Below are 25,444 nucleotides of genomic sequence, written 5' to 3'. Positions count from 1 at the left end.
AACAGCCTAAATATAAAGGAAATTTTAAAACTAGACCAAGGTCTAATGGAGTTGACTCCCTCTTGCATACCATACTCAGACCACGCAATTTTTAGAAAGGGAAGCCCTATGAGCTCGCAGTCTCTCTACAAAGTCTCCGGCAATATCGCTGCCAATGCACTTGTAAATAACGATCAATATAAAAAAATGTACCAAGAGTCGATTGTCAATCCAGAGGGTTTCTGGAGAGAGCACGGCAAACGGATCGATTGGATAAAGCCATACACTAAAATCAAAAAAACCACTTTTGACGATCATAATTTATCGATTAACTGGTTCTACGACGGCACCCTAAACGCCTCAGCCAACTGCTTAGATCGCCATCTAGCAGAGCACAGCGACCGCGTTGCCATCATTTGGGAAGGCGATAACGCCAGCGAACAACGTAAAATCACCTACGGTGAGCTGCACACACAAGTGTGTAAGTTTGCCAACGCCCTACGCAGCCAAGGCGTACGCCGTGGGGATATTGTGACCATTTATATGCCAATGGTGCCAGAAGCAGCAGTCGCTATGCTGGCCTGTGCCCGCATCGGTGCCGTACACTCGGTGGTCTTTGGTGGCTTCTCACCCGACTCCATCGCTTCACGGGTCATCGACGGTAAATCAAAAGTGGTTATCACCGCCGATGAAGGTATGCGTGGTGGCCGTGCGATTCCACTCAAACGCAACATCGACGATGCGCTGAAACATCCCGATGTCACCAGCGTTGAGAAGGTGATTGTGCTTAAACGTACTGGCGGCAAGGTTGACTGGGTCGAAGGCCGCGATGTGTGGTGGCACTCTCTGGTTGAAACCGCATCCGAGCACTGCGCCATCGAAGAAATGGGCGCTGAAGATCCGCTGTTCTTACTTTATACCTCAGGTTCAACCGGCAATCCCAAGGGCGTATTGCACACCACCGGTGGTTATATGGTGTATGCCTCTATGACCCACGAGTATGTGTTCGATTACAAACCCGGTGAGATTTACTGGTGTACCGCCGACGTGGGTTGGATCACAGGTCATTCCTACATGGTGTATGGCCCACTCGCGAACGGTGCGACCGTGCTTATCCACGAAGGGATCCCTAATTACCCAAGTCCAGCGCGTTTAGGCGAAATGATTGACCGTCACAAGGTGAATATTCTCTATACGGCACCGACACTTATCCGTGCACTGATGGCCGAAGGTAAACAGCATTTCGACCAGTATGATGGCAGCTCGCTGCGCATCATGGGCTCAGTGGGAGAACCTATCAACCCTGAAGCTTGGCGCTGGTACCACGAAGTTATCGGCCATGAACATTGCCCAATTGTCGATACTTGGTGGCAAACCGAAACCGGCGGCATTTTGATTACGCCATTACCCGGCGCAACCGATACCAAACCCGGCTCAGCGACTCGCCCCTTCTTTGGTGTACAACCGGCGCTCGTGGACAACATGGGTAACATTTTAGAAGGCGCAACTGAAGGTAACTTAGTGCTGCTCGACTCATGGCCAGGCCAAATGCGTACCGTGTATGGCGACCATGAACGCTTCGTGCTGACCTACTTCAAAACCTTCCGTGGCATGTACTTTACCGGTGACGGCGCGCGCCGCGATGAAGACGGTTACTACTGGATCACCGGCCGTGTAGACGACGTGATTAACGTCTCAGGTCACAGATTAGGTACTGCAGAGGTAGAAAGTGCACTGGTATCGCACGAACTGGTCGCTGAAGCCGCTGTTGTGGGCTACCCCCATGATATTAAAGGCCAAGGTATTTACGCTTATGTGACCTTAACCCGCGGCACAGAAGAAAGCGAAGAACTTCGCCAAGAGCTGCGCCAATGGGTTCGCAAGGAAATTGGCGCCTTAGCAACACCAGATCTTATCCAGTGGGCAACAGGATTGCCTAAGACCCGTTCTGGCAAAATCATGCGCCGCTTCCTGCGTAAGATTGCCGCGAACGAAGTGACCAATTTAGGGGATGCATCAACACTGGCCGACCCAGCCGTGATTGAAACCTTGATTGAAACTCGCTTGAATCGCAACGAGTAATCGTTGTCCAACACTTAATCGTGATTTATCACGATTAAGTGTTGCTTTAGCTCCTGTTCATTTGAACACCTGTCCGTTTTAGCAAGTGTTCCTTTCAATCAAGTAAACCCTGTTGAGAAAGTGCCTGATTGCCCCTTTCTCTTAGTTGCCCCTCCAACCAAGGGGCATTTTTTTGGTTCTGTGTTAAGCTTGGCGCTAAACTCAGTCGACCAAGAATATCTAGCAGCGTGTCAGTTAATTCCAGCCCAAGCGTTACCCTCAGGGATTATCAGCAACAAGCAGTCGATGCCGCCATCGCGCATTTCAAAAAAAGCACCGATTCCGCCGTGTTAGTCCTACCCACGGGTGCGGGGAAAAGTATCGTTATTGCCGAGCTTGCCCGCATCGCCAGAGGACGCGTGCTGGTTTTAACCCATGTGAAGGAACTGGTTGCCCAAAACGCGCAAAAGGTGGGATTACTGACGACTGAGGCCAGCATTTACTCCGCAGGGTTAAATCAAAAATCTACTGACGGCAAAACCGTCGTGGCCAGTATCCAGTCCGCCGTGCGCGCCTTAACTCAATTCGATGAGCCCTTCTCGCTGGTGATTATCGATGAATGCCACAGAGTCAGCCTCGAAAAAACCAGCCAATATCAGCAGATATTAAGTCATTTACAGCTGCGTAATCCCAAGCTGAGGTTATTAGGCCTGACTGCCACCCCTTATCGACTGGGCACTGGCTGGATTTACAAACACCACTACCACGGCAAAGTGGGCTCGCCTGAACTTGGGATCTTCGAGCAATGTATTTTTGAGCTCCCCATTAGGCCGCTGATTAAACAAGGCTATTTAACCGCGCCAACCTTGTTCGATGGTTTAAGCGCTCAATATGACTTCAGCCAAATCAAGCCCAATGACAATGGCGAATATCCCGAGGCCCAAGTCAATGCGCTGCTGAATCACGCTGGGCGAGCAACTACGGCGATTGTGAAGCAACTGATTGAACTGAGTCATCAACGCCAGGGGATCATTATTTTTGCGGCGACGGTTCGCCATGCGGAAGAAATTGTTAGCCAGCTCAACAAGCAGCACAGCGAGCAAACGGCAATCGTCACGGCGCAAACGCCAGATAATGAACGTGATGAGCTTATCGGGCGCTTTAAAGCGAGGAAGCTTAAGTTCCTCGCCAACGTCGCGGTACTGACCACGGGATTCGATGCGCCCCATGTGGATTTGATTGCGATTTTACGCCCCACCGCATCGGTGAGTTTGTTTCAACAAATGATTGGCCGCGGTCTTAGGATCTGTGAAGGTAAAAAAGATTGTTTAGTGATTGATTACGCGGCCAATGGTTATGATTTGTATTTTCCAGAAATCGGCCAAGCTAAGCCCAATAGCAAATCTGTTCCGGTCCAAGTGCATTGCCCTGTCTGCCAGTTTGCCAATATCTTTTGGGGATTAACCGACAAGGATGGCGATATTATCGAGCACTTTGGCCGTCGCTGTCAGGGCATTGTCGAGCATCATGGGCAAAAGCAGCAATGTGACTTTCGATTTAGGTCTAAATCCTGTCCCGATTGCGGACAAGAGAACGACATTGCGGCGCGTATTTGCCAGCATTGCCAGTCGACCTTAATCGACCCCGATAAACGCCTTAAGCAAGTATTGAATAAGCAACACCATCATCTGTTCCGCTGCCAGCATATGACGTTAATGGATGATGCGGGCGATCTTAAGGTGCAATATCTAGACATTGACGGAAATGAGTTTAATCGGCACTTTAAGCTGCAAACGCCCGCCCAATGGCGTGCCTTGTATGCGCTGTTTATTTTCCCCCATAGTCGCACGCCAGGCATTAAACCTAAGCAATACAAAAAAGTGTCTGAGCTGATTGCCGATAGTGCCGCCTTTCGGATGCCAGATCTGTTACTGCTGAAAAAGCACAAAAAAGGTTGGGATCTGCTCGAAAGCTATTTCGATTACCAAGGGCGCTATCAAACTGAAAATAAACACATCTGACATTATCAATTCGGTTAGCGCTATGGTATAAAACGCTTAAAGTAATCCTAAGGAGCTATTATGTACGTTGTTATTTTTGGCCGTCCTGGCTGTCCTTATTGCGTGCGAGCAGTACAACTGTCAGAGCAACTCGTTGAAAAACGTGATGACTTTAAATTTAGATATGTAGATATCCACGCCGAAGGGATTTCTAAAGCGGATCTCGAGAAGACTGTCGGCAAGCCAGTCGAAACTGTGCCCCAGATATTCGTTGATGAAAAACACGTAGGTGGTTGCACCGATTTCGAACAATATGTTCGTGATAACAATCTGTTAGGTTAACCCTAATACGAGATAACAAGGAGACCTGAGGTCTCCTTTTTTACTTTTGCATCAGTTGTTACATCAATAATGTTGCAGAGTAAAACAACCTCAATTTTACTTGTTCCATTTTGTGTTTCCCCAGTTGTTATTATTTATCTGCAGCCAATATGGACCATTTAACACGTGAGAAAAACTGACAATAAGTCTATGAGCAAAGTAGAAAATGCAGTGAAATTAATTAAGATTTTTAGTGATGAGTAGCGAAAGAAGATTTTTACTAGTAGAGATAAAGAGTGGTGGGTCGTGAAGGATTCGAACCTTCGACCAATTGGTTAAAAGCCAACTGCTCTACCGACTGAGCTAACGACCCATCGAGTGAACGCTGATTTTACACTTCAGTAAGTGGTGGGTCGTGAAGGATTCGAACCTTCGACCAATTGGTTAAAAGCCAACTGCTCTACCGACTGAGCTAACGACCCATCTAGTGAACGCTGATTTTACACTTCAGTAAGTGGTGAATCATGAAGGATTTAAACCATTCGATTGATTGGTTAAAAGCCAACTGCCCTAGCTTTATAACATAAGCGACTGAACTAACGACCCATCTATTGGATTCTGAATTTTACACTTTCAGAAAAGTGGTGGGTCGTGAAGGATTCGAACCTTCGACCAATTGGTTAAAAGCCAACTGCTCTACCGACTGAGCTAACGACCCATCTAGTGAATGCTGATTTTACACTTCAGTAAGTGGTGAATCATGAAGGATTTAAACCATTCGATTGATTGGTTAAAAGCCAACTGCCCTAGCTTTATAACATAAGCGACTGAGCTAACGACTCATCTAAGAATTCTGAATTTTACACTTCCAGAAAAGTGGTGGGTCGTGAAGGATTCGAACCTTCGACCAATTGGTTAAAAGCCAACTGCTCTACCGACTGAGCTAACGACCCATCTAAAGACTCTGAGTTTTACACTTTCAGAAAAGTGGTGGGTCGTGAAGGATTCGAACCTTCGACCAATTGGTTAAAAGCCAACTGCTCTACCGACTGAGCTAACGACCCATCTAAGGATTCTGAATTTTACACTTCCAGAAAAGTGGTGGGTCGTGAAGGATTCGAACCTTCGACCAATTGGTTAAAAGCCAACTGCTCTACCGACTGAGCTAACGACCCATCTAATCTACAACACTTCAAATACCGTTAACTTATTCTATTTACTAGAGTAAGTGGTGGGTCGTGAAGGATTCGAACCTTCGACCAATTGGTTAAAAGCCAACTGCTCTACCGACTGAGCTAACGACCCATATACTGGTATTTTGCGCCCCGAACGACCTCGCCGTTCCGAGGGCGCCTATAATACCTTTTTCATTTCCCCATGCAAGCGTAAATTCCCAATTTTTTGTCGTTTGCATGAAAAACAGACTAAGAGTATGTTTTTTAGTTAATTACGCTTTAATTGCAGCCAGTTGTTGCTGGGCAATGCGTGCTGCAGCGCTGTTGGCGTAGTCTTTTACTACCTGTTGGTAATATTGAGTTGCACCAGCTTTATCGCCCATTTTCTCTGCGATCATGCCAAGCTTCACTAAACTGTCACCACGTTTGTTGGAATCACTAAAACGGGTCACGACCGTATTGAAAACTTGCTTAGCTTCAGCAAACTCACTTTTATTAAACAGCAATTGTCCTAACCAATAATTAGCATTGGCGGCGTAAACTGAATCTGGATATTGTTTAATGAAAGCGCGAAAGGCTGGGATTGCATCATCATACTTACGCTCTTTCAGCACGAGATTAACTGCGCTTTCGTAGCTAGCCGTTTCACTTAAACTACTGGCGGCCGCATTCGCGGTTGCTGCTGCAGCGGCAGGAGTGGAAGGCACTGAAGCGGCTGGAGTCGCTGCTTTAGAAGATAAATTAGCAATTTCATCATAAAGCTGACGCTGGCGTTGCTGCATCTGCTCTATTTGATAATTTTGTTGTTCAGTCAAACCACGTAAGTCGAGAACTTCTTGCTGCAAAGTATCCAGACGGCGCTGCATATCAATTTCGCTTTGTTGTCTCGATTTTACAATGCGCTCTAAACGAGCAAGTCTGTCATCACCTGAACCACCAGCAAGGTCTTCAACAGGAGCAGGAGCTGCAATTGCAGCTCCTGCGCCGAAGAACATTGCCGTAATTAAGACGGCACGTTTCATCTCGTTACTCTCCGTAATTCAATCTTAGTAAACTAAAACTGCACGACGGTTTTTAGCAAAACCTTCATCGGTACGAGTGAAGTCAAGTGGCTTCTCTTCGCCGTAGCTTACGATGCTCATTTGGCTAGGTTGTACACCCATGCCTTGTAAGTATTTAGCAACAGCTTTAGCACGACGCTCACCCAGTGCGATGTTGTATTCTGGCGTGCCACGCTCGTCGGCATGACCTTCAATCAATACACGAACACTTGGGTGCTCAACTAAATAAGTACCATGGGCTTCGAGGACAGCTGCATATTCAGTTTGAACTTCACTGCGGTCGAAATCGAAGTAAATAATGTGCTCTTTTCTCAACTGCTCGAGTTGCTGACGTTGTTGCTCTTCAGGCGACAACATTCCACCAATACCGCCCGTTTGAACACCACCATTGAGTTCACTACCAGAACCGCTTGTAGAGCCCATAGCATCAGTTTCTGATTCAGAAGTTGAGCTACACGCACTAATAGCCATAATTGGAAGTGCTACCAACATAGCTTTTAACAACTTGTTCAGATCCATTACTTGTTCCTTATAAAATTAAATGTTAATAAATCAAACTAATACACTAGAGAAACGGAGACCAAGAAGGTGATTTCACCTCGCCCTGACCTACCGGTAATCTCGCTTTAAAGCGTCCGTCCGTAGAAACAGCTGCTAAAACTTGCTTGCCTTGATACGTAGTGCCATAAATCACCATAGTACCATTAGGGGCCACACTTGGAGACTCGTCCAAACGTGTCGATGTCAGCACCTGCATAAAGCGCGTACTTAAATCCATACGTGCAATATTAAATTTACCATTTGTGCGATTCACAAAAATCATGCTGCGACCATCAGGGGTAATTGAACCACCTAAATTCCATTCACCTTCAAAGGTTTCACGGGTCACTTTGCCTGAATTTAAATCTACACGATATAACTGTGGTCTACCACCACGCTCGGAGGTAAACAACAATGACTTGCCATCAGGATACCAAGAAGGCTCAGTATCGATGGAATAGTGGTTGGTAATACGTTTAATCGCCTTAGTGGCAATATCAATGACATAAATCTCAGGTTGACCATCCTTAGAGAGGGTCACGGCCAATGATTTACCATCGGGCGAGAAAGAAGGCGCACCGTTAATGCCAGGGAAACTACTCACCTTCGTACGCACTTGAGTGTATAGGTCCTGAACAAAAATCTCGGCTTTTTTGTTTTCAAAACTCACATAAGCTAAACGACGGCCATCGGGTGACCACGCGGGTGACATCAAAGGCTCAGGAGAGCGCAATAACATCTGCTCATTGTAACCATCATAGTCAGCAATCATTAATGAATAAGCCGCTTTTTGACTGTGGTTAACCAATACATAAGAAATACGCGTTAAAAACGCACCACGAATACCGGTCAATTTTTCATAAACGATATCGCTTATACGGTGGCCATACTGACGAAACTGGGTCGCAGAAATCACGGTCTGACGACTATCCATCAAAAATTCAGTTGGACTTGCAGGACCTTTTAGTGCTTGGTTTTGTGCTTTAACCAAATCAATAAGATCAAAGCTCACCAAAAACTGATCCGTGCCGTAAGGCTTAACCGAACCAACCACAACGGCTTCAGCACTAACATTAGCCCAAGCATTGGCATCAAACTGTGCTAAGGCTCCAATACCACGTTGAGGTAACCCTAATTCATCTAAAGGTTTAAACGTACCGCTGCGCACTAAGTCAGACATAACCACATCGGCAATCGCCTGTGGTGGCGCACCAGCACCTTGCCATTGGAATGGCATCACAGCGATTGGTCGCGCCGCATCCACACCTTCGGTAATCACAATATCCAGCGCCGCTTTTGCCGGCATAGTGCAAAGCAGAACTGCCAATGCTAACCATTTTGCCAAAATTTTCATGGGACTCCTTTAATTAAACGTTGGTTCAACGATTAAGTTAATTTCTTTCATCAAGTTATATACCGCAGGGTCTGGAGACACTGGTAACTTACCCGCTTTTAAAATCGCCGCTTTAGCTGCACGACACACATTCGGATCACCACCTTGTGTCTGACTGCTAATCACAAATCCATCATTCGCTAAACGCACAGAAACGGTACACGTTTTACCACGCATCGATTCATCAACCACAAGGTTACGCTGAATCGTTGATTTAATCATCGCGGTATACTTACCGACTTCCGTTTGCATCTGCTTATTCATGGTTTGCGATAAGGCTGCCTGCTCGGCGGCTAACGCATCAGCCATTTCCTGCTCCTGCTGAGCACGGGCTTCAGCATCCGCTTTCGCCTTAGCATCTGCTTTTGCCTTAGCTTCGGCTTTTGCTTTCGCCTCTGCATCAGCCTTGGCTTTTGCCTCTGCTTTGGCTTTAGCGTCTGCCTCAGCTTTTGCCTTGGCTTCGGTTTCTTTCTGCTTACGGTCTGCCTCAGCTTTCGCGGCAGCGGCCTCTTCTACTTTACGTTTTTCCGCGGCTTTTTGGGCTGCATCTTCAGCAAGTTTACGTTCTTGCTCCTTCTGCTTGCGATCGGCTTCGGCTTTTTGTGCTTTTTCCTTTTCCTGTTGCTGCTTCACCTGCGCGGCTTTCGCGGCATCATTGGCCTTTTGGGTCTCAATTTCTTGCTGCTTACGTTCTTCCGCCAGTTTCTTCAACTGTGCTTGTTCACGCTCACGGGCTTGCTTTGCTTCCTGTGCTTTGCGTTCAAGTTCGGCTTGGCGCTCACGTTCTCGGCGCTCTGCATCGCGCTTTTCCTGCTTTAGCTTTTCAACTTGATTAGCGACTTGTTGCTGATCAACCATAACAGCTTTTACTGCAGGGGCGCTAACTTGTTGCACAGGTTCAGGTTTATGGGTGAAATCTATGCCAATGGCCAGAATAATTATCACGCCAATATGAATACCTGCTGAAATTGACAGAGGTAATGCAACATTTGAATTATCCGCCACCTATTTCTCCTTGGGTGAATCCGTCATCAAACCGACTGAGGGAACGCCTGCCTGTTGCAAGGTCACCATCAATTGGATCACGTTATCGTAAGGAATAGTTCTATCGGCTTTAACCACCACAGGACGTTCAGGCTCAGTCACCATAATCGCCGCCACGGCGGTGGCTAACTCTTCCAATTCCATTTCTTCGTTATTGGAACCGCCCTGATTAAGAAAATAAGTACCGTCGGCATCAATAGACGCCACAACCGGCGGCTTACTATCCGCGGGTAGTACTTCGGCCGCACCTTGCGGCAGCTCCACTTTCACCCCTTGGGTCACAATCGGCGCTGTTACCATGAAAATAATCAGCAACACGAGCATGACGTCGATGTAAGGCACCACGTTGATTTCGGCAACAGGGCGACGACGTTTACGCTGATAACCGACTTGCATTATACGCCTTCCTTCTCACTGTATGCTTGGCGATGCAGGATGCTAGAAAACTCTTCCATAAAGTTAGCGTAACCGATTTCCAGCTTTTCAACCTGAGTCGCAAAACGGTTATAAGCGATAACTGCTGGAATTGCCGCAAACAGACCCATAGCGGTAGCAATCAGTGCTTCTGCAATACCTGGCGCTACCATGGCTAATGTTGCGTTTTCCATCGAGCCAATTGCGATAAATGAATTCATAATACCCCATACCGTACCAAACAAACCGATATAAGGGCTAGTCGAACCAATGGTTGCCAATAACGGTAAGTTAGCTTCTAACTTTTCTAATTCACGGGATAAGGTCACACGCATCGCCCGCGAAGTACCATCCATAACCGCATCAGGCACTTTGCTATTTAATTTATTCAGACGTGAATATTCTTTAAAACCCGTCACAAATAATGACTCTAAGCCCGTATTATCTGGACGAGCCGATAATTCTTTATACAGACGATTTAAATCGACGCCTGACCAAAATTTATCTTCAAATTTTGCCGATTTATTTTTTGCAGATGTCAATAAACTACGGCGTTGTAAGATCACCGTCCAAGACATTACAGACAAGCAAAGTAAAGTGAACATAACAAATTTCACTAATAAACTGGCTTGTAAAAATAACCCGACAATCGACATATCAGCTTGCACTGTCAAACTCCTGCACAATATTTAAGGGGATAGCTCGGGGCCGCATACGTGATAAGGCTACACAGGCTACTAGCACTGTGCCTTCACAATAACAGTCTCCCAGATGATCAACCAAACGTTGATGAAATACCAACGAGGCCTTTTTCAACTCTATGACCTTAGTTTCTACAATAAGGTTCTGTTCAAAACGTGCGGCTTTTTTAAAATCCAATTCCGCCCGCTTAACTACAAACGCCGTGTCATCGGCCAACAGTGCAGTCTGACTTACGCCTAAGGCTTTTAACCATTCGGTTCGCGCTCGCTCAAAAAAATTGAGATAGTTCGAATGATAGACAACGCCACCTGCGTCGGTATCTTCGTAATAGACTGAAATGGGCCAATTAAACGTCATGCGAAATCAGTAGATTTTGGTTGAAAAATTGACGCTACTATACCTAGGGAAACAAGACTTGTGAATGACCCGATGAAGATATAGATAGGGATGGCAGGGGTTTCAACGCAATTGAGGGATTTGTAAATAACAATGGGGTCAAACGACCCCATTTAATTAACATAGTTAGCTATTTTGCAAGGGTTTGCGGTAGTGCCAAACCAAAGCTTTGCCACAGGAAGCTATAAATATCGGCAAACTCGTCGATCTTCATCGCGGTTGGTTTACCCGCACCATGTCCAGCATTAGACTCAATGCGCATTATCACGGGTTTATCGCCCTGCTGTTTTTCTTGCATCATGGCGGCAAATTTAAAGCTGTGTAGCGGCACCACACGATCATCGTGATCAGCCGTCATCACCATAGTTGCAGGATAAGCCTGCGCTTTAACATTATGGTAAGGCGAATAAGCTAATAATGCCGGAAACTGCTCTGCATTATCTGCACTGCCATATTCACTAGTCCAAGCCCAACCAATGGTAAACTTATGGAAGCGCAGCATATCCAACACCCCCACTGCTGGTAGCACAGCAGCAAACAGCTCAGGACGTTGCGTCACCGCGGCGCCCATCAATAAACCGCCATTACTGCGGCCATAAGCGCCTAACTTTGTAGTGTTGGTGTATTTTTCGTTGATCAGGTATTCGGCAGCGGCAAAATAGTCATCAAACACATTTTGCTTTTTATCGAACATACCTGCCTGATGCCAGCTTTCACCATAATCCGCGCCGCCGCGTAAACTTGGTACGGCGTAAATGCCGCCCATATCTAACCATGCGATGTTGGCGGGGCTAAAACGCGGCGTCATCGAAATCGCGAAACCACCGTAGGCATACAGAAGCGTTGGGTTTTGACCATTCTTCACCAGCCCTTTTTTGTAGGACAGCATCATCGGGACGCGAGTACCGTCTTTGCTGGTATAAAACACTTGCTCAGACACATAATTATCGGGATTAAATGACACCTGAGGTTTCGCAACAACGGTCGACTGCGCTGTTTTAAAATCAAACTTATAGGTGGTTTCAGGTTGAATATAGCTGTTAAAGACATAGTAGAAATAGTCTTTACTCGCCTTACCGAAAGGCCCGGCGACATTACCTTTACCTGGTAAAGTGACATCTTGACGCTTTTGGCCGCCCATGCTGAAAATCGATAATTGTCCCAATACATCGTGTAAATAGCTGACGACTAAATGGTCATTGATAATGGCGACTTTATTAATGGGATCTTTCGACTCTGGAATAATGGTTTGCCACTGCGATTTCTCACTATTACGGGTATCAATGGCAATCACTTTACCGTTAGGCGCATCTAAATCGGTTTTAAAATAAAATACCGAACCGTCATTACCTAAAAACTCATACTCTGCTTCGAGGTTAAGGATTAATTCCACCACCTGTGCTTTAGGTTCAAACAGTGATTTATAGAAAAAGCGATTACGTTTGTCCGTACCCTGCGAAATCGACAGCAGTAAATATTCGCCCTGCTCAGACACATCGATGCCAAATCCCCAATCTTTGTTTTGTGGGCGTTCGTAAATCAATAAATCTTGGCGCTGATCTGTGCCTAATTTGTGGTAATACACTTTTTGATTAAAGTTCACATCGGCCAGTAAATCCCCACCCGCTGGCGCATCGTAACGGGCATAGAAAACCCCTTGGTTTTCCTTATCCCATACCGCGCTGGAGAATTTAATCCAGTTGAGTTCATCTTTAAGCTTTTTACCCGTGGCAATATCAATAAACTGCCACTGCTGCCAGTCAGAGCCTGACTTAGACACTCCATAGGCTAGAATCTTACCGTCATTACTTACCGATACGCCAGACAACGCCACGGTACCATCGGCTGAGAAGCTATTTGGATCGAGCACGGCTTTCTCAACGCCATCTTTGCCTTTTACATAAAGGACCGATTGCGCTTGTAAACCATCGTTACGGTAATAAAACTGGTTATCGCCATTCTCGAAGGGGGCTGAAATCTTCTCGTAGTTCCACAGTTCAGTGATACGATCAACCACGGCTTGTTTGTTGGGGATCTTCGCCAAGTAAGCCTGACCAAAGGCCTGTTGTTCTTTTACCCAGCTTTCAGTTTCTGGCGTGTTTTCTTCAAGGTGACGATATGGGTCCACTACTGTGACACCATGGATAGTATCAACTAACTCGTCTTTTCTCGTTTCAGGGTAAACCAATTTGTTTGCGCTGACCTGCTGTGCGGCCTCTTCTGGCGTATTGCCACTCTGGCAGGCGGCCAACGCCATGCCCAATGTGGCTACTAATAAACCTTGCTGGGCAAGGCGAAATCTTAATGCCATCTTTTATCGTCCTTTTGGTGATGTCCGGCTTAACGCTCTTTTGCAGCAAGTACTATACAAGCAAAATTTTTCATGGCAATGCTGTAGCAAAAGATGAGGTTTTCTCGCGAAGAAGAAGGATTTAACAAACTGGTAGCAATGATGAGCTTATTGAAGTGTATTTTTATGCAGTAATTATGACTGACAAGTTATTAATCATGCTAAATAGTGACTTAAGTGAGGCAGATCACTTAATCAATCATTAGTTTTGCTAATGTATCGAGGCAATTTTTCTCGTTTGCTAGCCAAATAACAACACACTAGAATGTGCTTGTTTTCAGGAGATATCCGCTAGTGGATATTGAAAACAAAGAACTTTTAAACTGATGTCTTTTAAGTACTTCAGTTCATCCCTGGTTCTTATGCTTGACTTCCTTCCTTCAATTTGTTGATTGCAAATGCATTATTTTGCGGCCCGCTTAGATTAAGCGGGCTTTTTTTTACCCAGAATCAAACATCAAGCGACACTTATCGGCGTTCAGTATTTTTTGTTACATAAAAACCACTGGAGCCTCTCAATAAATAGCGCTTATTTGCGTGTAGCCATCCGAATCAACAGACTGCCATCGCATTTTGAGGCGAATACAAACAGCGTCAATAAGCAACAATGCCAAGTCAGTAGACTTGGCATTGTTAGGTTAAGCTTTGATTTAGAGGGGCTTACTAATTCGGATCACAACTCGGCGGTTTAGCGCCCTTTCCTCAATATCGTCATTTGAAGCCACGTGACGCCGCTCGCCGTGACCCACAGTCACAATTCGATCTTGCGGAATACCGCTTGAGACAAAGAAATCTTTTACCGATTCAGCGCGTTTGTCCGAGACTTTCTGATTCACTGAACGACCACCATAACTATCGGTATAAGCATCGACTAATACTAATTCTACATCTGGATCGTATGACAAATATTCCTGTATTCGCGTAAGCTGTTGCTGTGAGAAGCGAGTTAAATCCGTTCCTCCTTCATCATAATTAAGCACGGTAAAAGCAATATCTTCAAAGCTATAAGGCAATAGGTGCGATAAACACGCCTTAAACTCAGCATATTTTCGGCCAAAATTCGCTGCCGACAGCCCTACAGCAATTTTATTGGACTCATCATACCAATCGGCATAGTAAAATGTCGGCTCCATACCACGGCTTAGCTCGTTTAACATGGACCACGCGGCGCGTTTAGGCACTTCACCATTAAAATACTTTTGGTAACGTAACGAAGTGATTTCTTTTGACACCACACCTGGTCGCCATTTGGGAGCTCGGCTCATCAACTTGGCTTGGGTCACTTGATCAGGTTTTACCCACATATCCAAAGTGAAATTGAGATTTAATTGCTTACCCGCTTCACTGGTAAAAATCGCTTTACCGTAGGAAGGAATATCATGCTCAAGACGGCACACGATCGGACTGTTTTGACTGACTCGCCATTGGGATTCACCCAAAGAGGCCACATAGTGGCGCAACTCTGCCATTGCAGTTGCTGGAACGCATAAAATTGATACTAATATCAGTTTTCGCCACATAGCCCTTACTCGTGTTTATTCGGTTACGAGGTTTTATCGGCAAACTTTTTAGTTCCTTTAGCTCATAAAACCAGCAATCAAACATGACACATCCTAGTTCATTAAGCATAATAGCGCCCTGTGATTTTTCTTGGGTACTTTAATGAGCGATATTTGCGACGCAAACAAATTGAAACACCGATTTCGTGGCTACTTTCCGGTAGTGATAGATGTCGAAACCGCGGGCTTCAACTCTCAAACCGATGCGTTGCTGGAAATAGCCGTCACGCTACTGAAAATGGATGATGAAGGTGTGCTCGGGATTGATAAAACCCTGCATTTCAACATTGAGCCCTTTGAGGGTGCAAATTTAGAACCCGAGGCGCTGGCTTTTAATGGTATCGATCCCACCAATCCATTACGCGGTGCGGTCAGCGAAAAAGAAGCCTTTTTAGAAATATTTAAAGCCGTTAAAAAAGCCCAAAAGGCATCTGATTGTCACCGTAGTATTATTGTGGCGCACAATGCGGCCTTCGATCATGGCTTTGTGAGTAAGGCTATTGAACGTTGTGACTTAAAACGCTCTCCATTCCATCCGTTTGCCACTTTTGATACCGCGACGTTGGCAGGATTAGCGATTGGCCATACGGTATTAGCAAAAGCCTGTATTATGGCAGGCATCCCTTTTGACAATAAAGAAGCCCATTCTGCACTCTACGATACCGAGCGCACTGCTGAACTCTTTTGTTATATCGTCAACCGCTGGAAATCTTTAGGTGGCTGGCCACTCTTAGCCATCAACGAACCTGATGATTCGGATAGCGAAGCATAGCTTTACCAACAATTGCCTAAAACAAGAAAGCTGCCATTTGGCAGCTTTCTTTTTACCTAACTAAAGGTTTGTAAATTACAGAGAGCTTGCGTTTTCAGCTAAGTAAGCCGCAACACCTTCAGTGCTTGCGTTCATACCTTTGTCGCCTTTTTCCCAACCTGCTGGGCAAACATCACCGTGCTCTTCGTGGAATTGCAGTGCGTCGATCATACGCAGCATTTCGTCAACGTTACGGCCTAATGGCAAATCGTTAACCACTTGGTGACGTACCATACCTTCTTTGTCGATCAGGAATGAACCACGGAAAGCCACGCCAGCTTCTGGGTGCTCAACATCGTATGCTTTACAGATGTCGTGTTTAACGTCAGCAACTAAAGTGTATTTCACTTGGCCAATACCACCTTTTTCAACTGGGGTGTTACGCCATGCGTTGTGAGTGAATTGAGAATCGATAGACACACCGATCACTTCAACACCACGCTTAGTGAACTCTTCCATGCGGTGATCAAAAGCGATCAACTCTGATGGACAAACGAAAGTGAAGTCAAGTGGATAGAAAAATACCACTGCAGGCTTGCCTTTGATGGCTGCAGTTAAGTTAAAGCTATCTACGATTTCGCCAGAACCTAATACAGCTGCTGCAGTAAAATCAGGAGCCGGACGGCCTACTAATACGCTCATTTTATATCTCCATCTATGAGTTGAACTAACTATAAAAGTAAAACATCCCTTAAACACGCTTGCACATTTGTGCGAGTGTATTTGAGAGCGCTTACCAATCAAATCTTTAGGCATTATAAGTCGTGCGTTTTGCCTTACAACCTATTTAAGACCAATATCACATTTTTCAAGGGCATTTTGACGTTACTGCTTAAGGATAGAGCAATCTGTGCCATTGATAAGCGCTTTAGCCCACATTCATCTAACACTAAAAGCCCTCTCGATTCACATTTTCAGATATTTTTCAGATTAAGGCTCGGTAAACTGGACAGACACGGCCTTCGCAGTCGAAAATAACCCTTTTGGTTTACAGAATTAAGAATTTGTCTATGAATGCAGTCGTCATTGCTGTGTGTTTAATGTTAGCCCTTAGTTTGGCGAGGGTGAATGTAGTGGTCGCGCTCACCATCAGCGCCCTCGTTGCTGGTTTAGTCGGGGGAATGGATCTGCATCAAACGATTGATGCCTTCAATACAGGACTAGGTGGCGGCGCACAAATCGCCCTGAGTTATGCCTTATTGGGTGCATTTGCCGTAGCATTATCCCATTCAGGCTTGACGACGCTGATCTCCAACTCGATCATTAAAAGCCTTGGCCAAGAACCTAATCCGACCAACACTAATTGGGTGCGCTGGTTACTGCTGTTATCCCTGCTCGTGATGTCAATCGCATCGCAAAATATCCTGCCGATCCATATCGCCTTTATTCCGATACTCGTGCCGCCACTGCTGCATGTAATGACCAAGCTGCATATCGACCGCCGTCTGGTCGCCTGCGTGCTGACCTTTGGTCTTGTGACCACCTACATGATTTTACCCGTGGGCTTTGGTGGTATTTTCTTAAATGATATTTTACTGTCAAACCTCACCAGCAATGGCTTAGTCGCTGTGCGTGACCAAATCCCCCCTGCCATGTTGATCCCCGCAGCGGGCATGGTAGTCGGTTTATTGATCGCAGTATTTGTTAGCTATCGCAAGCCGAGGGTATACGATGAAACTAAAGTGCTCAGTGCCGAGCCCGAAGAGACGCTCAATAAGCGCAATATCGCTATCGCAGCGGTAGCAATTCTTGCAACTTTATTTGTACAGCTTGAGACTGATTCGATGATCTTCGGCGCTTTAGTCGGCTTTATGATCTTTAGTTTCTCTGGCGCACTAAAACACGTTGCTGACCAAGATATCTTTACTCAGGGCGTGCGCATGATGGCCAATATCGGTTTTATCATGATCTCCGCCGCAGGTTTTGCCGCAGTAGTGAAAGAAACTGGTGAAGTTGGCACCCTGGTTTCATCATTGAGTAGTCTGATTGGCGACAATAAAGCCCTCGCCGCCTTTTTGATGTTAGTCGTTGGACTATTAATTACTATGGGTATTGGCTCATCCTTCTCGACCATTCCGATTATTGCGACCATTTATGTGCCCTTGGCGCTAAGTTTTGGCTTTTCAGTACCCGCAACTATCGCGTTAGTCGGGACTGCTGCTGCGTTGGGCGATGCAGGCTCGCCAGCGTCGGACTCAACATTGGGTCCCACATCGGGTTTAAATGCCGATGGTCAGCACGACCATATCCGCGACAGCGTGATCCCCACCTTTATTCATTACAATATTCCACTGTTAGTATTTGGCTGGATTGCCGCCATGGTGCTCTAAGCGTAGGAAAGACATATAGACATAAGCAAAAGCGTGGTAATGCCACGCTTTTTTTTATGATAGGGATTTAAGCATTGAGTATTAGAACGTTACCGCAAAACATCATTTTCATCATCGGATCTTTTTTGTGTCTTATCCGCGTATAACGCCTTATCTGCCGCCAGAAATACCGCCTCAAAGGATGGACAATCCATTGAATCTGCGACACCGCAAGAAACGGTTAGCATATTTAAAAAATGTCGCTGCCGAATGTTATCTTTAAGTCTATCCGCAAGTTGTTGTGCTTTATCAATAGGACAGTTGGCTAAAATCACTACAAACTCATCACCACCAGTGCGGATAATAATGTCGTTTTCTCGAAAAACGGCTCGCATCGCTTCGACAATTTGCATTATTGCCAAATCACCTAATTGATGACCATGTGTGTCGTTAATCGCTTTTATTTTATCGCCATCAATACAAATCACAGCATATTGAGACGCAGTTGCAGCCTTAAAAATAAGTGTTTCATAGATTTTTTTATTGTAGGTCTTCGTAAATGGATCCAACAGCATAGCTTCAGAAAATTGCTGACGCTCAGTACGTAACTGCTTGAGACGCATAAATTTAAGTTGGAAAATAATTGTTAAGCCCGACAGCAATAACCAAAGAGGCAAATATTGCATAAAAAACCTTAACGTACTGATTTTGTATGTTAAAACACTCTGATTATCTAAGTGATTACTCATAGCATAAAACAGAAAGTTGGGCGTGATCCGTGTCCAAAAACTATCTCCGCTAATGACAATCTCAGTGCCATAAGGCGAGTTCTGAGTTTCAAACACTTTTCTTTGCATAAAATCCGTTGCCATAAATGATGTATCAGCAATCACATCCCCCCAAAGATGCTCAGGCGCATGTGAGGATGAAATGGGCGCCGCCATAGAAAGAATAATGTTTCCCGTTACTTCATCACGATAAGGAACGGACAGCACAATATCATCAACTAAGGAGTCCGCAGAGGCATCCTTACTACAATAATGCAGCCGTTGGCAAAACTCATTGGTGAAAGAATTTTCGTGTATTAAGCGACTTTTCACCTCATCAGGAATCGTGGAGGCAAAATATAGCGCATTACTTTTGTATAGACCGATATATATAAACGCATTTCTGACAGGATTCTTATTATTTGAATATAAATAGTCAAAATAGCGCAGGATCAGCTCTTCTTCTGGTGATAAGGCTCCGCCTGAAAGCAATAATAAGCGGGAGGAATCAAGCTTAAATGGTGTCAGTAGCGCACTATCAAAATCAATAATATCGTGTAAAGATAAGCTCTTACCAAGCAACTCTAAATAACTTGGCACCACGTGTTTCGCCCGTACAAATTTGACAAATGCCCTGTGTTCTTTCTCTATTCGCAGGGGTAAAAGGACCAGCAGTAACACAACAAATATCAAGGTAGCCAATGAACAAGATTGGCGAACAAGTGACCAACTTAGTTTTGAAACCATCATAATCCCCGATGATGACCTGAGTTAAATCGATTTATTGCAAACCTACTGCGCCGCGCAAAACGCATTCTGTCAAAAATTAATCTTATCGTTAACTGTAGAACGAGTCGGCAAAAATGGAATCATAAAAAACAAAAAGGGAGCCTAAGCCCCCTTGTCAAATCGAGATAGCATTTAAGCCATCAGAACATTATTTAGTCCCAAAAATCTTATCGCCCGCATCACCTAAACCAGGCAGGATATAGCCCTTCTCGTTTAAGCATCTGTCGATGGCGGCAGTATACAGCTCAACATCCGGGTGAGCCGCTTCAAGGGCTTTGAGCCCTTCTGGCGCGGCAACTAACACTAAGGCTTTAATTGACGTGCAACCGCGTTTTTTCAGCAGGTCGATAGTCGCAATCATCGAGCCACCAGTTGCCAGCATAGGGTCAACGATCAGCGCAATACGCTCGTTCATGTCGCTGGCCAGCTTTTCAAAATATGGCACAGGTTCTAGGGTTTCTTCGTCGCGGTAGATACCCACAACCGAAATACGCGCACTTGGAATATGCTCAAGTACACCGTCCATCATGCCTAAACCCGCACGCAAGATAGGCACAACAGTCACTTTCTTGCCTTTGATCTGATCCACATCTACCGGACCATTCCAGCCTTCAATCGTAACAGTTTCGGTTTCGAAATCTGCGGTAGCTTCATAGGTTAACAAGCTGCCGACTTCAGCGGCTAGCTCACGGAAACGTTTAGTGCTAATGTCACCTTCACGCATTAAGCCGATTTTGTGACGCACTAACGGGTGTTTAACCTCGACAACTTTCATTTTTCTCTCCTACTATTGTTCGCGAATTATCTTAGGCAAATTTTTCAGATTTTAGATGATTTGTTTATTGGGTAAAACATAAAGTTTTTCCATTCGGACTAATCGTGAGCAATATCGCAAGAATTATTACTTATCGCTTAAGATACGCCCACTAACACACTATTTTATGACCAATCACTAGATTGAAAATGTGAAATATCCCCCTGTGAAGCTAAAAAAACTTCAGAGATACTGATAAATCCAAATCATGGCTTTCGACCCCTAGCACAAGCTGGTAGAATACCGCCGCATAAAAATCCAATAACGATGTACCCGAGAGGATCCTCCGTGAGCACTCCTACCCCACTGAGCTATAAAGACGCTGGCGTTGATATTGATGCTGGTAATGCACTGGTAAGTAACATTAAAGCGGCTGTTAAACGTACCCGTCGTCCAGAGGTAATGGGCAACTTAGGTGGTTTTGGCGCATTGTGTGAATTACCCACTAAATACAAGCAACCTGTTTTAGTGTCAGGCACCGACGGTGTTGGTACTAAATTGCGTTTAGCTATCGATTACAAAAAACACGACACAGTCGGTATCGACTTAGTGGCCATGTGTGTGAACGATTTGATCGTTCAAGGCGCTGAGCCGTTGTTTTTCCTCGATTACTACGCAACAGGCAAGCTCGATGTAGAAACAGCAACCTCTGTTGTTAACGGCATCGGCGAAGGTTGTTTCCAATCTGGTTGTGCGTTAATCGGCGGCGAAACCGCTGAAATGCCAGGCATGTATGAAGGCGAAGATTACGACCTCGCAGGTTTCTGTGTGGGCGTAGTTGAAAAGGCCGACATCATTGACGGGAGTAAAGTGGCTGCGGGTGACGCCTTAATCGCCTTAGCCTCAAGCGGTCCTCATTCAAATGGCTATTCATTAGTTCGTAAAGTATTAGAAGTCAGCCAAGCGGATCCTCAACAGGACCTCAATGGCAAGCCATTGATCCAACATCTGTTAGAACCAACCAAAATTTACGTTAAATCATTGCTCAAGCTGATCGAAGCATCGGACGTGCACGCAATGGCGCACATCACTGGCGGCGGTTTCTGGGAAAACATCCCCCGCGTACTGCCTGAAAACTGCAAAGCCGTTATCCAAGGTGATTCATGGCAATGGCCTGCTGTTTTCAATTGGTTAATGGAAAACGGTAACATTGCAGAATATGAAATGTACCGCACCTTTAACTGTGGTGTCGGCATGATCGTTGCGCTGCCAGCCGATAAAGTTGATGCCGCACTGGCACTGCTCGCCGCCGAAGGCGAACAAGCTTGGCTAATCGGTGCTATCGCTGCTCGCGAAGGCAATGAAGAGCAAGTGGAGATCCTGTAATGCCCCAAAGCTGTCGTGTAGTTGTATTAATTTCCGGAAATGGCAGTAACCTGCAAGCCGTTATCGACGGTTGTGACGATAATCTGCAGGCCGAAGTTGTCGGAGTGATCAGTAATAAACCCGATGCCTACGGTTTAATTCGCGCCCATCATAGTGAAATTGATACCAGCTGCGTGATTGCTCATTCAGGTGAATCTCGCTCTGATTACGATGCACGGTTAATGGCAACGATTGAAAAGTACCAACCCGATTTGATCGTGTTGGCTGGATTTATGCGTATTCTGACCAACGATTTTGTGAATCGTTACTTAGGACGCATGATCAATATCCACCCTTCATTGCTGCCTAAATATACCGGATTAAACACCCACCAGCGCGCCATCGATGCCAAAGACACTGAACATGGCGCCAGTGTGCATTTTGTCACCCCAGAGCTGGATGCAGGCCCAGTGATTTTACAGGCAAAAGTCCCTGTTTATGAGGATGATACTGCTGAGATGCTCGCCGCTCGTGTCCATGAGCAAGAGCATGCGATTTATCCTTTAGTGGTAAAATGGTTCAGCCATCAACGCCTCAAGATGCAGGACGGCCAAGCCTATCTCGATGGCACGTTAATCGGACCTAACGGCTACGCCTCCGATTAATCTCTGAATATTGGAAAAAGAGACCCTAAGGGTCTCTTTTTTTTCGTCTTGTCATACAAAATCATTGTTTTCTCGCCTAATGTGGCATTAGATAAGCTAACGAAAAGTGATTTTGTTCGGCATACAAGAGACTATTAGATGAAAAATATTATCTGCGATATCGATGGTGTACTCCTGCACGACAATAAGCTGATCCCCGGCAGTGATAAATTTATCCACCGCGTTCTCGACCAAGGCAATCCCCTCGTTATTCTGACCAATTACCCGGTACAAACGGGCAAAGATCTGCAAAATCGCCTCAGCGCCGCCGGGATAGACGTACCAGAAGAATGTTTTTACACCTCTGCCATGGCCACCGCCGACTTTTTAAAGCATCAGGAAGGCAGTAAAGCTTTTGTGATTGGTGAAGGCGCCCTCACTCATGAGCTCTACAAGGCAGGCTTTACCATTACTGACATTAATCCGGACTTCGTGATTGTCGGTGAAACCCGCTCCTATAACTGGGATATGATCCATAAGGCCGCCGGATTCGTCGCCCGCGGTGCCCGTTTTATCGCCACCAATCCCGACACTCACGGCCCCGCTTACAGTCCAGCCTGCGGCGCCCTGTGTTCTCCGATAGAGCGGATTACTGGCAAAAAACCTTTCTACGTCGGTAAACCCAGTTCGTGGATTATCCGCTCGGCGCTCAACCATATCGATGGTCATTCCGAAAATACCGTGATCATTGGCGACAATATGCGCACCGATATTCTGGCGGGGTTTCAAGCGGGGCTTGAGACCATTCTGGTCACCAGCGGCGTGAGCAAGCTTGAAGATATCGATAAAGAGCCTTTCCGCCCCAATCATGTATTCGCCTGCGCGGGCGATATCGATGTCGTTTAAGCATCAAACTGTCAGCTTCTCAGCACCTTAGCGTGCTGAGAAACACCACTGACCTTAACATTAAGTAACATATTTGCCGTTGGACTTCCCTTGTACCCCATTGTCGCTTGATTCATGATAAGGCACGACATCCCCCTTTGATATTCGCGTTAAACACGCCCTAAAAATAACAGTAGGATCAACCTATGCGACGTTTGTATCCGTTTTGCGCACTAGCCTTGCTCAGTGCCTGTAGCCCCAACTCGGCCCAGCCCGATGCCAACAGTAGTGCCGCACTGAAACCCGTGCAAATGAATGAAGCACGTTTTAGAGACGATATTAAAAACCTGTCTTCCGATGAGTTTGAAGGCCGCGCCCCAACCACTCAGGGTGAAAAACTCACCTTGGATTATTTATCCAAGGCCTTTGCAGAGATGGGACTTAAAGGTGCTTACCAAGGTAGCTTTTTACAACCTGTGCCTATGGTGAGCTATACCGCAGATGAAGCGCAGCAAGTCACGCTGGCAGGATTACCCTTTAAATATCGTCAAGATCTGGTGCTCAGCAGTCGCCATGATAACGGTGGAGTTAACATTGAAAACGCGCCACTGGTATTTGTTGGCTATGGGGTTAATGCACCTGAATATGCTTGGAACGATTACCAAGATCTCGACATGAAAGGCAAAATCGCGGTGATCTTAGTGAACGATCCCGGTTTTGCCCGTCCAGATTCAGGCAAATTTAATGGCAAAGCCATGACCTACTACGGTCGCTGGAGTTATAAATTTGAAGAAGCTAGCCGCCAAGGTGCGCTCGGCGCGCTACTCATTCACGATACTGAACCCGCATCTTATCCTTGGTCTGTGGTCGAAAACAGTTGGACAGGACCGCAGCAGGATTTAGTCCTTAGTAAAGCCGAGCAAGATAGCCGCGTCCAAGTTGAAGGTTGGTTAACCTTAGATACCGCCACAAAACTGTTTGAAAAGGCCGGCCTATCTCTTCCTACGCTAATGGCTCGCGCCGCCGATAGCCCAATTAACTTACCCCTTGAGCAAACGGCCAATATTGCCTTTAAAAACAAAGCAGAATACGCCAATAGCTATAATGTTGTTGCCACTCTTGCCGGTTCACAGCAAGCCGATGAACACATCCTGTTCACTGGCCACTGGGACCATATTGGCAAAGATGACAGTAAAGAAGGCGATAAAATTTACAACGGTGCCATGGACAACGCATCGGGCATTGCGGGCATTTTAGAAATCGCCAGACAACTGGCCGATAACGCTAAACAGGGCCACGGCTTAGCTCGCTCGGTGACCTTTATCGCTACCACGGGTGAAGAACAAGGGTTGCTTGGCTCACGTTATTATGCCGCTAATCCTATCTACCCCATTGATAAAACCGTGGCAGTGCTAAACCTAGATAGCACCAATATCTATGGAAAAACCAAGGACTTCACTATCGTCGGTAAAGGCAAGTCCGAGCTTGAAAACTACTTAATCGATGCCGCCAAACAGCAAAACCGCATTGCTTTGGGTGAAAAGAATCCTGCATCGGGCGGTTTCTTCCGCTCTGACCACTTCAGCTTCGCCAAACTTGGCGTTCCTGCGGTCTTTGCCGGTGGCGGTAGTGAGCCAATCGATGCGGCAACTGCGGACTATAAGACCCAAATGCAGGCGACCATGAAGGGCTGCTATCACAATGTCTGCGATGAATATCATGAAGACTGGGATTTGAGTGGTGCGATTCAAGATCTGGAAATTTACTATCAAGTGACTCGCAGCTTAGGCAACAGCCAAGATTGGCCAGGCTATTATCAAGGTACTGAGTTTAACAGCCTGCGTCCCGCCAAAACAGAACTTGCCACGACCGCAAAGTAAGCACCTGAAAACGATTCATCGCTGAAAAATCCCATAAGGCACCTTGAAAGGTGCCTTATTATGTTATGAGTATTTTATGAGCCGCCCCACTTTACGCTCACTGTTGACCTTGACTGTAGCAACACGGGCAATGACTGCCGATAAGCCGTTCATAAAACCAGCAACATTTACACTTAGATCACTATCTTGCTCACATTTATCATGATTTTCTCTAAAACGGATTTTCTTGAGTCAACATTATGTAT

At 45.8% G+C, this 25,444-nt stretch carries 21 protein-coding genes and 9 tRNA genes; 9 read left to right on the top strand and 21 right to left on the bottom strand.

Features of this window, described 5'->3' with window-relative positions; all coding sequences use genetic code 11:
- Positions 1-108 precede the first annotated feature (108 nt).
- The 3 genes from acs (at position 109) to KXJ80_RS11495 (ending at position 4,382) form a co-directional block, all read left to right on the top strand.
- A complete protein-coding gene (acs, locus tag KXJ80_RS11505; protein ID WP_218738754.1) occupies positions 109-2,061 on the top strand; it encodes an acetate--CoA ligase in 1,953 nt (650 codons plus the stop codon).
- Positions 2,062-2,288: 227 nt separating this feature from the next.
- Positions 2,289-4,061: a DNA repair helicase RadD gene (gene radD, locus KXJ80_RS11500; protein ID WP_218738755.1), complete on the top strand. Its 1,773-nt coding sequence runs from the start codon at positions 2,289-2,291 to the stop codon at positions 4,059-4,061.
- Between the two features lie 60 nt (positions 4,062-4,121).
- Entirely contained in the window at positions 4,122-4,382 is a 261-nt protein-coding gene (locus KXJ80_RS11495) for a GrxA family glutaredoxin (protein WP_011072684.1), read from the top strand.
- Positions 4,383-4,658: 276 nt separating this feature from the next.
- On the opposite strand, the gene KXJ80_RS11490 is transcribed toward KXJ80_RS11495, so the two are convergent.
- The 18 genes from KXJ80_RS11490 to motY form a co-directional block, all read right to left on the bottom strand.
- Positions 4,659-4,734 (bottom strand) — tRNA-Lys (locus KXJ80_RS11490).
- 33 nt (positions 4,735-4,767) lie between these two features.
- Positions 4,768-4,843: transfer RNA gene (locus KXJ80_RS11485), tRNA-Lys, on the bottom strand.
- 33 nt (positions 4,844-4,876) lie between these two features.
- Positions 4,877-4,967 (bottom strand) — tRNA-Lys (locus KXJ80_RS11480).
- 36 nt (positions 4,968-5,003) lie between these two features.
- Positions 5,004-5,079 (bottom strand) — tRNA-Lys (locus KXJ80_RS11475).
- A gap of 33 nt (positions 5,080-5,112) precedes the next feature.
- Positions 5,113-5,203: transfer RNA gene (locus KXJ80_RS11470), tRNA-Lys, on the bottom strand.
- A gap of 35 nt (positions 5,204-5,238) precedes the next feature.
- Positions 5,239-5,314 (bottom strand) — tRNA-Lys (locus tag KXJ80_RS11465).
- Between the two features lie 35 nt (positions 5,315-5,349).
- A tRNA-Lys gene (locus tag KXJ80_RS11460) sits at positions 5,350-5,425 on the bottom strand.
- 35 nt (positions 5,426-5,460) lie between these two features.
- Positions 5,461-5,536: transfer RNA gene (locus tag KXJ80_RS11455), tRNA-Lys, on the bottom strand.
- A gap of 54 nt (positions 5,537-5,590) precedes the next feature.
- Positions 5,591-5,666, bottom strand: a tRNA-Lys gene (locus KXJ80_RS11450).
- Positions 5,667-5,808: 142 nt separating this feature from the next.
- Positions 5,809-6,558 (bottom strand): tol-pal system protein YbgF, encoded by a 750-nt coding sequence (ybgF, locus tag KXJ80_RS11445; RefSeq protein ID WP_037419433.1) that lies wholly within the window; start codon positions 6,556-6,558, stop codon positions 5,809-5,811.
- Positions 6,559-6,582: 24 nt separating this feature from the next.
- A complete protein-coding gene (gene pal / locus KXJ80_RS11440; RefSeq protein ID WP_037419429.1) occupies positions 6,583-7,116 on the bottom strand; it encodes a peptidoglycan-associated lipoprotein Pal in 534 nt (177 codons plus the stop codon).
- Positions 7,117-7,162: 46 nt separating this feature from the next.
- Positions 7,163-8,491, bottom strand: coding sequence for a Tol-Pal system beta propeller repeat protein TolB (gene tolB / locus KXJ80_RS11435; protein WP_037419426.1), 1,329 nt, complete (start codon positions 8,489-8,491; stop codon positions 7,163-7,165).
- Positions 8,492-8,500: 9 nt separating this feature from the next.
- Complete coding sequence (gene tolA / locus KXJ80_RS11430; RefSeq protein WP_037427498.1) at positions 8,501-9,535, bottom strand: cell envelope integrity protein TolA; 1,035 nt, start codon at positions 9,533-9,535, stop codon at positions 8,501-8,503.
- Positions 9,536-9,970 carry a protein TolR gene (gene tolR, locus KXJ80_RS11425; protein ID WP_037419420.1) on the bottom strand — a complete coding sequence of 145 codons (435 nt, stop codon included), beginning with the start codon at positions 9,968-9,970 and terminating at the stop codon, positions 9,536-9,538.
- Positions 9,970-10,656 carry a protein TolQ gene (gene tolQ / locus KXJ80_RS11420; RefSeq protein WP_037419415.1) on the bottom strand — a complete coding sequence of 229 codons (687 nt, stop codon included), beginning with the start codon at positions 10,654-10,656 and terminating at the stop codon, positions 9,970-9,972. Before tolQ ends, tolR begins: the two co-directional genes overlap by 1 nt.
- The gene (ybgC, locus tag KXJ80_RS11415) at positions 10,646-11,047 is read right to left on the bottom strand and encodes a tol-pal system-associated acyl-CoA thioesterase (protein ID WP_011072691.1); all 402 of its coding nucleotides are present in this window, start codon (positions 11,045-11,047) and stop codon (positions 10,646-10,648) included. Before ybgC ends, tolQ begins: the two co-directional genes overlap by 11 nt.
- 169 nt (positions 11,048-11,216) lie before the next feature.
- Positions 11,217-13,397, bottom strand: coding sequence for a prolyl oligopeptidase family serine peptidase (locus tag KXJ80_RS11410; protein WP_218738756.1), 2,181 nt, complete (start codon positions 13,395-13,397; stop codon positions 11,217-11,219).
- A gap of 689 nt (positions 13,398-14,086) precedes the next feature.
- Complete coding sequence (motY, locus tag KXJ80_RS11405; protein ID WP_037419408.1) at positions 14,087-14,956, bottom strand: flagellar protein MotY; 870 nt, start codon at positions 14,954-14,956, stop codon at positions 14,087-14,089.
- A gap of 142 nt (positions 14,957-15,098) precedes the next feature.
- Here motY and rnt point away from each other — a divergent pair, with 142 nt between their 5' ends.
- Positions 15,099-15,767 (top strand): ribonuclease T, encoded by a 669-nt coding sequence (gene rnt, locus KXJ80_RS11400; protein WP_037419405.1) that lies wholly within the window; start codon positions 15,099-15,101, stop codon positions 15,765-15,767.
- A 75-nt stretch (positions 15,768-15,842) separates the two neighbouring features.
- On the opposite strand, the gene KXJ80_RS11395 is transcribed toward rnt, so the two are convergent.
- Positions 15,843-16,448, bottom strand: a complete 606-nt coding sequence (locus tag KXJ80_RS11395) for a peroxiredoxin (protein WP_011623136.1) — start codon at positions 16,446-16,448, stop codon at positions 15,843-15,845.
- Positions 16,449-16,816: 368 nt separating this feature from the next.
- Between KXJ80_RS11395 and KXJ80_RS11390 the strand changes: the two genes are divergently transcribed.
- Positions 16,817-18,136: a Na+/H+ antiporter family protein gene (locus tag KXJ80_RS11390; RefSeq protein WP_259474780.1), complete on the top strand. Its 1,320-nt coding sequence runs from the start codon at positions 16,817-16,819 to the stop codon at positions 18,134-18,136.
- Positions 18,137-18,225: 89 nt separating this feature from the next.
- Here the strand turns inward: KXJ80_RS11390 and KXJ80_RS11385 are convergent, their stop codons facing one another.
- Positions 18,226-19,632 carry a GGDEF domain-containing protein gene (locus KXJ80_RS11385; protein WP_218738757.1) on the bottom strand — a complete coding sequence of 469 codons (1,407 nt, stop codon included), beginning with the start codon at positions 19,630-19,632 and terminating at the stop codon, positions 18,226-18,228.
- Between the two features lie 187 nt (positions 19,633-19,819).
- Complete coding sequence (gene upp, locus KXJ80_RS11380; protein WP_023267861.1) at positions 19,820-20,446, bottom strand: uracil phosphoribosyltransferase; 627 nt, start codon at positions 20,444-20,446, stop codon at positions 19,820-19,822.
- Between the two features lie 327 nt (positions 20,447-20,773).
- Here upp and purM point away from each other — a divergent pair, with 327 nt between their 5' ends.
- From purM to KXJ80_RS11360, 4 genes are all read left to right on the top strand, one after another.
- Positions 20,774-21,811 (top strand): phosphoribosylformylglycinamidine cyclo-ligase, encoded by a 1,038-nt coding sequence (gene purM, locus KXJ80_RS11375; protein ID WP_011623139.1) that lies wholly within the window; start codon positions 20,774-20,776, stop codon positions 21,809-21,811.
- On the top strand, positions 21,811-22,455 hold the full coding sequence (purN, locus tag KXJ80_RS11370; protein WP_218738758.1) for a phosphoribosylglycinamide formyltransferase: 645 nt from the start codon (positions 21,811-21,813) through the stop codon (positions 22,453-22,455). Before purM ends, purN begins: the two co-directional genes overlap by 1 nt.
- Before the next feature lie 138 nt (positions 22,456-22,593).
- On the top strand, positions 22,594-23,340 hold the full coding sequence (locus KXJ80_RS11365; protein ID WP_011626525.1) for an HAD-IIA family hydrolase: 747 nt from the start codon (positions 22,594-22,596) through the stop codon (positions 23,338-23,340).
- Positions 23,341-23,525: 185 nt separating this feature from the next.
- The gene (locus tag KXJ80_RS11360; protein WP_218738759.1) at positions 23,526-25,199 is read left to right on the top strand and encodes a M28 family metallopeptidase; all 1,674 of its coding nucleotides are present in this window, start codon (positions 23,526-23,528) and stop codon (positions 25,197-25,199) included.
- Positions 25,200-25,444 lie beyond the last annotated feature (245 nt).

The sequence above is a fragment of the Shewanella xiamenensis genome (genome assembly GCF_024971755.1).
Lineage (GTDB): Bacteria > Pseudomonadota > Gammaproteobacteria > Enterobacterales > Shewanellaceae > Shewanella > Shewanella xiamenensis.
The sequence above is the reverse complement of the archived record's forward strand: the minus strand, read 5'-3'. Positions and strand labels throughout refer to the sequence as shown.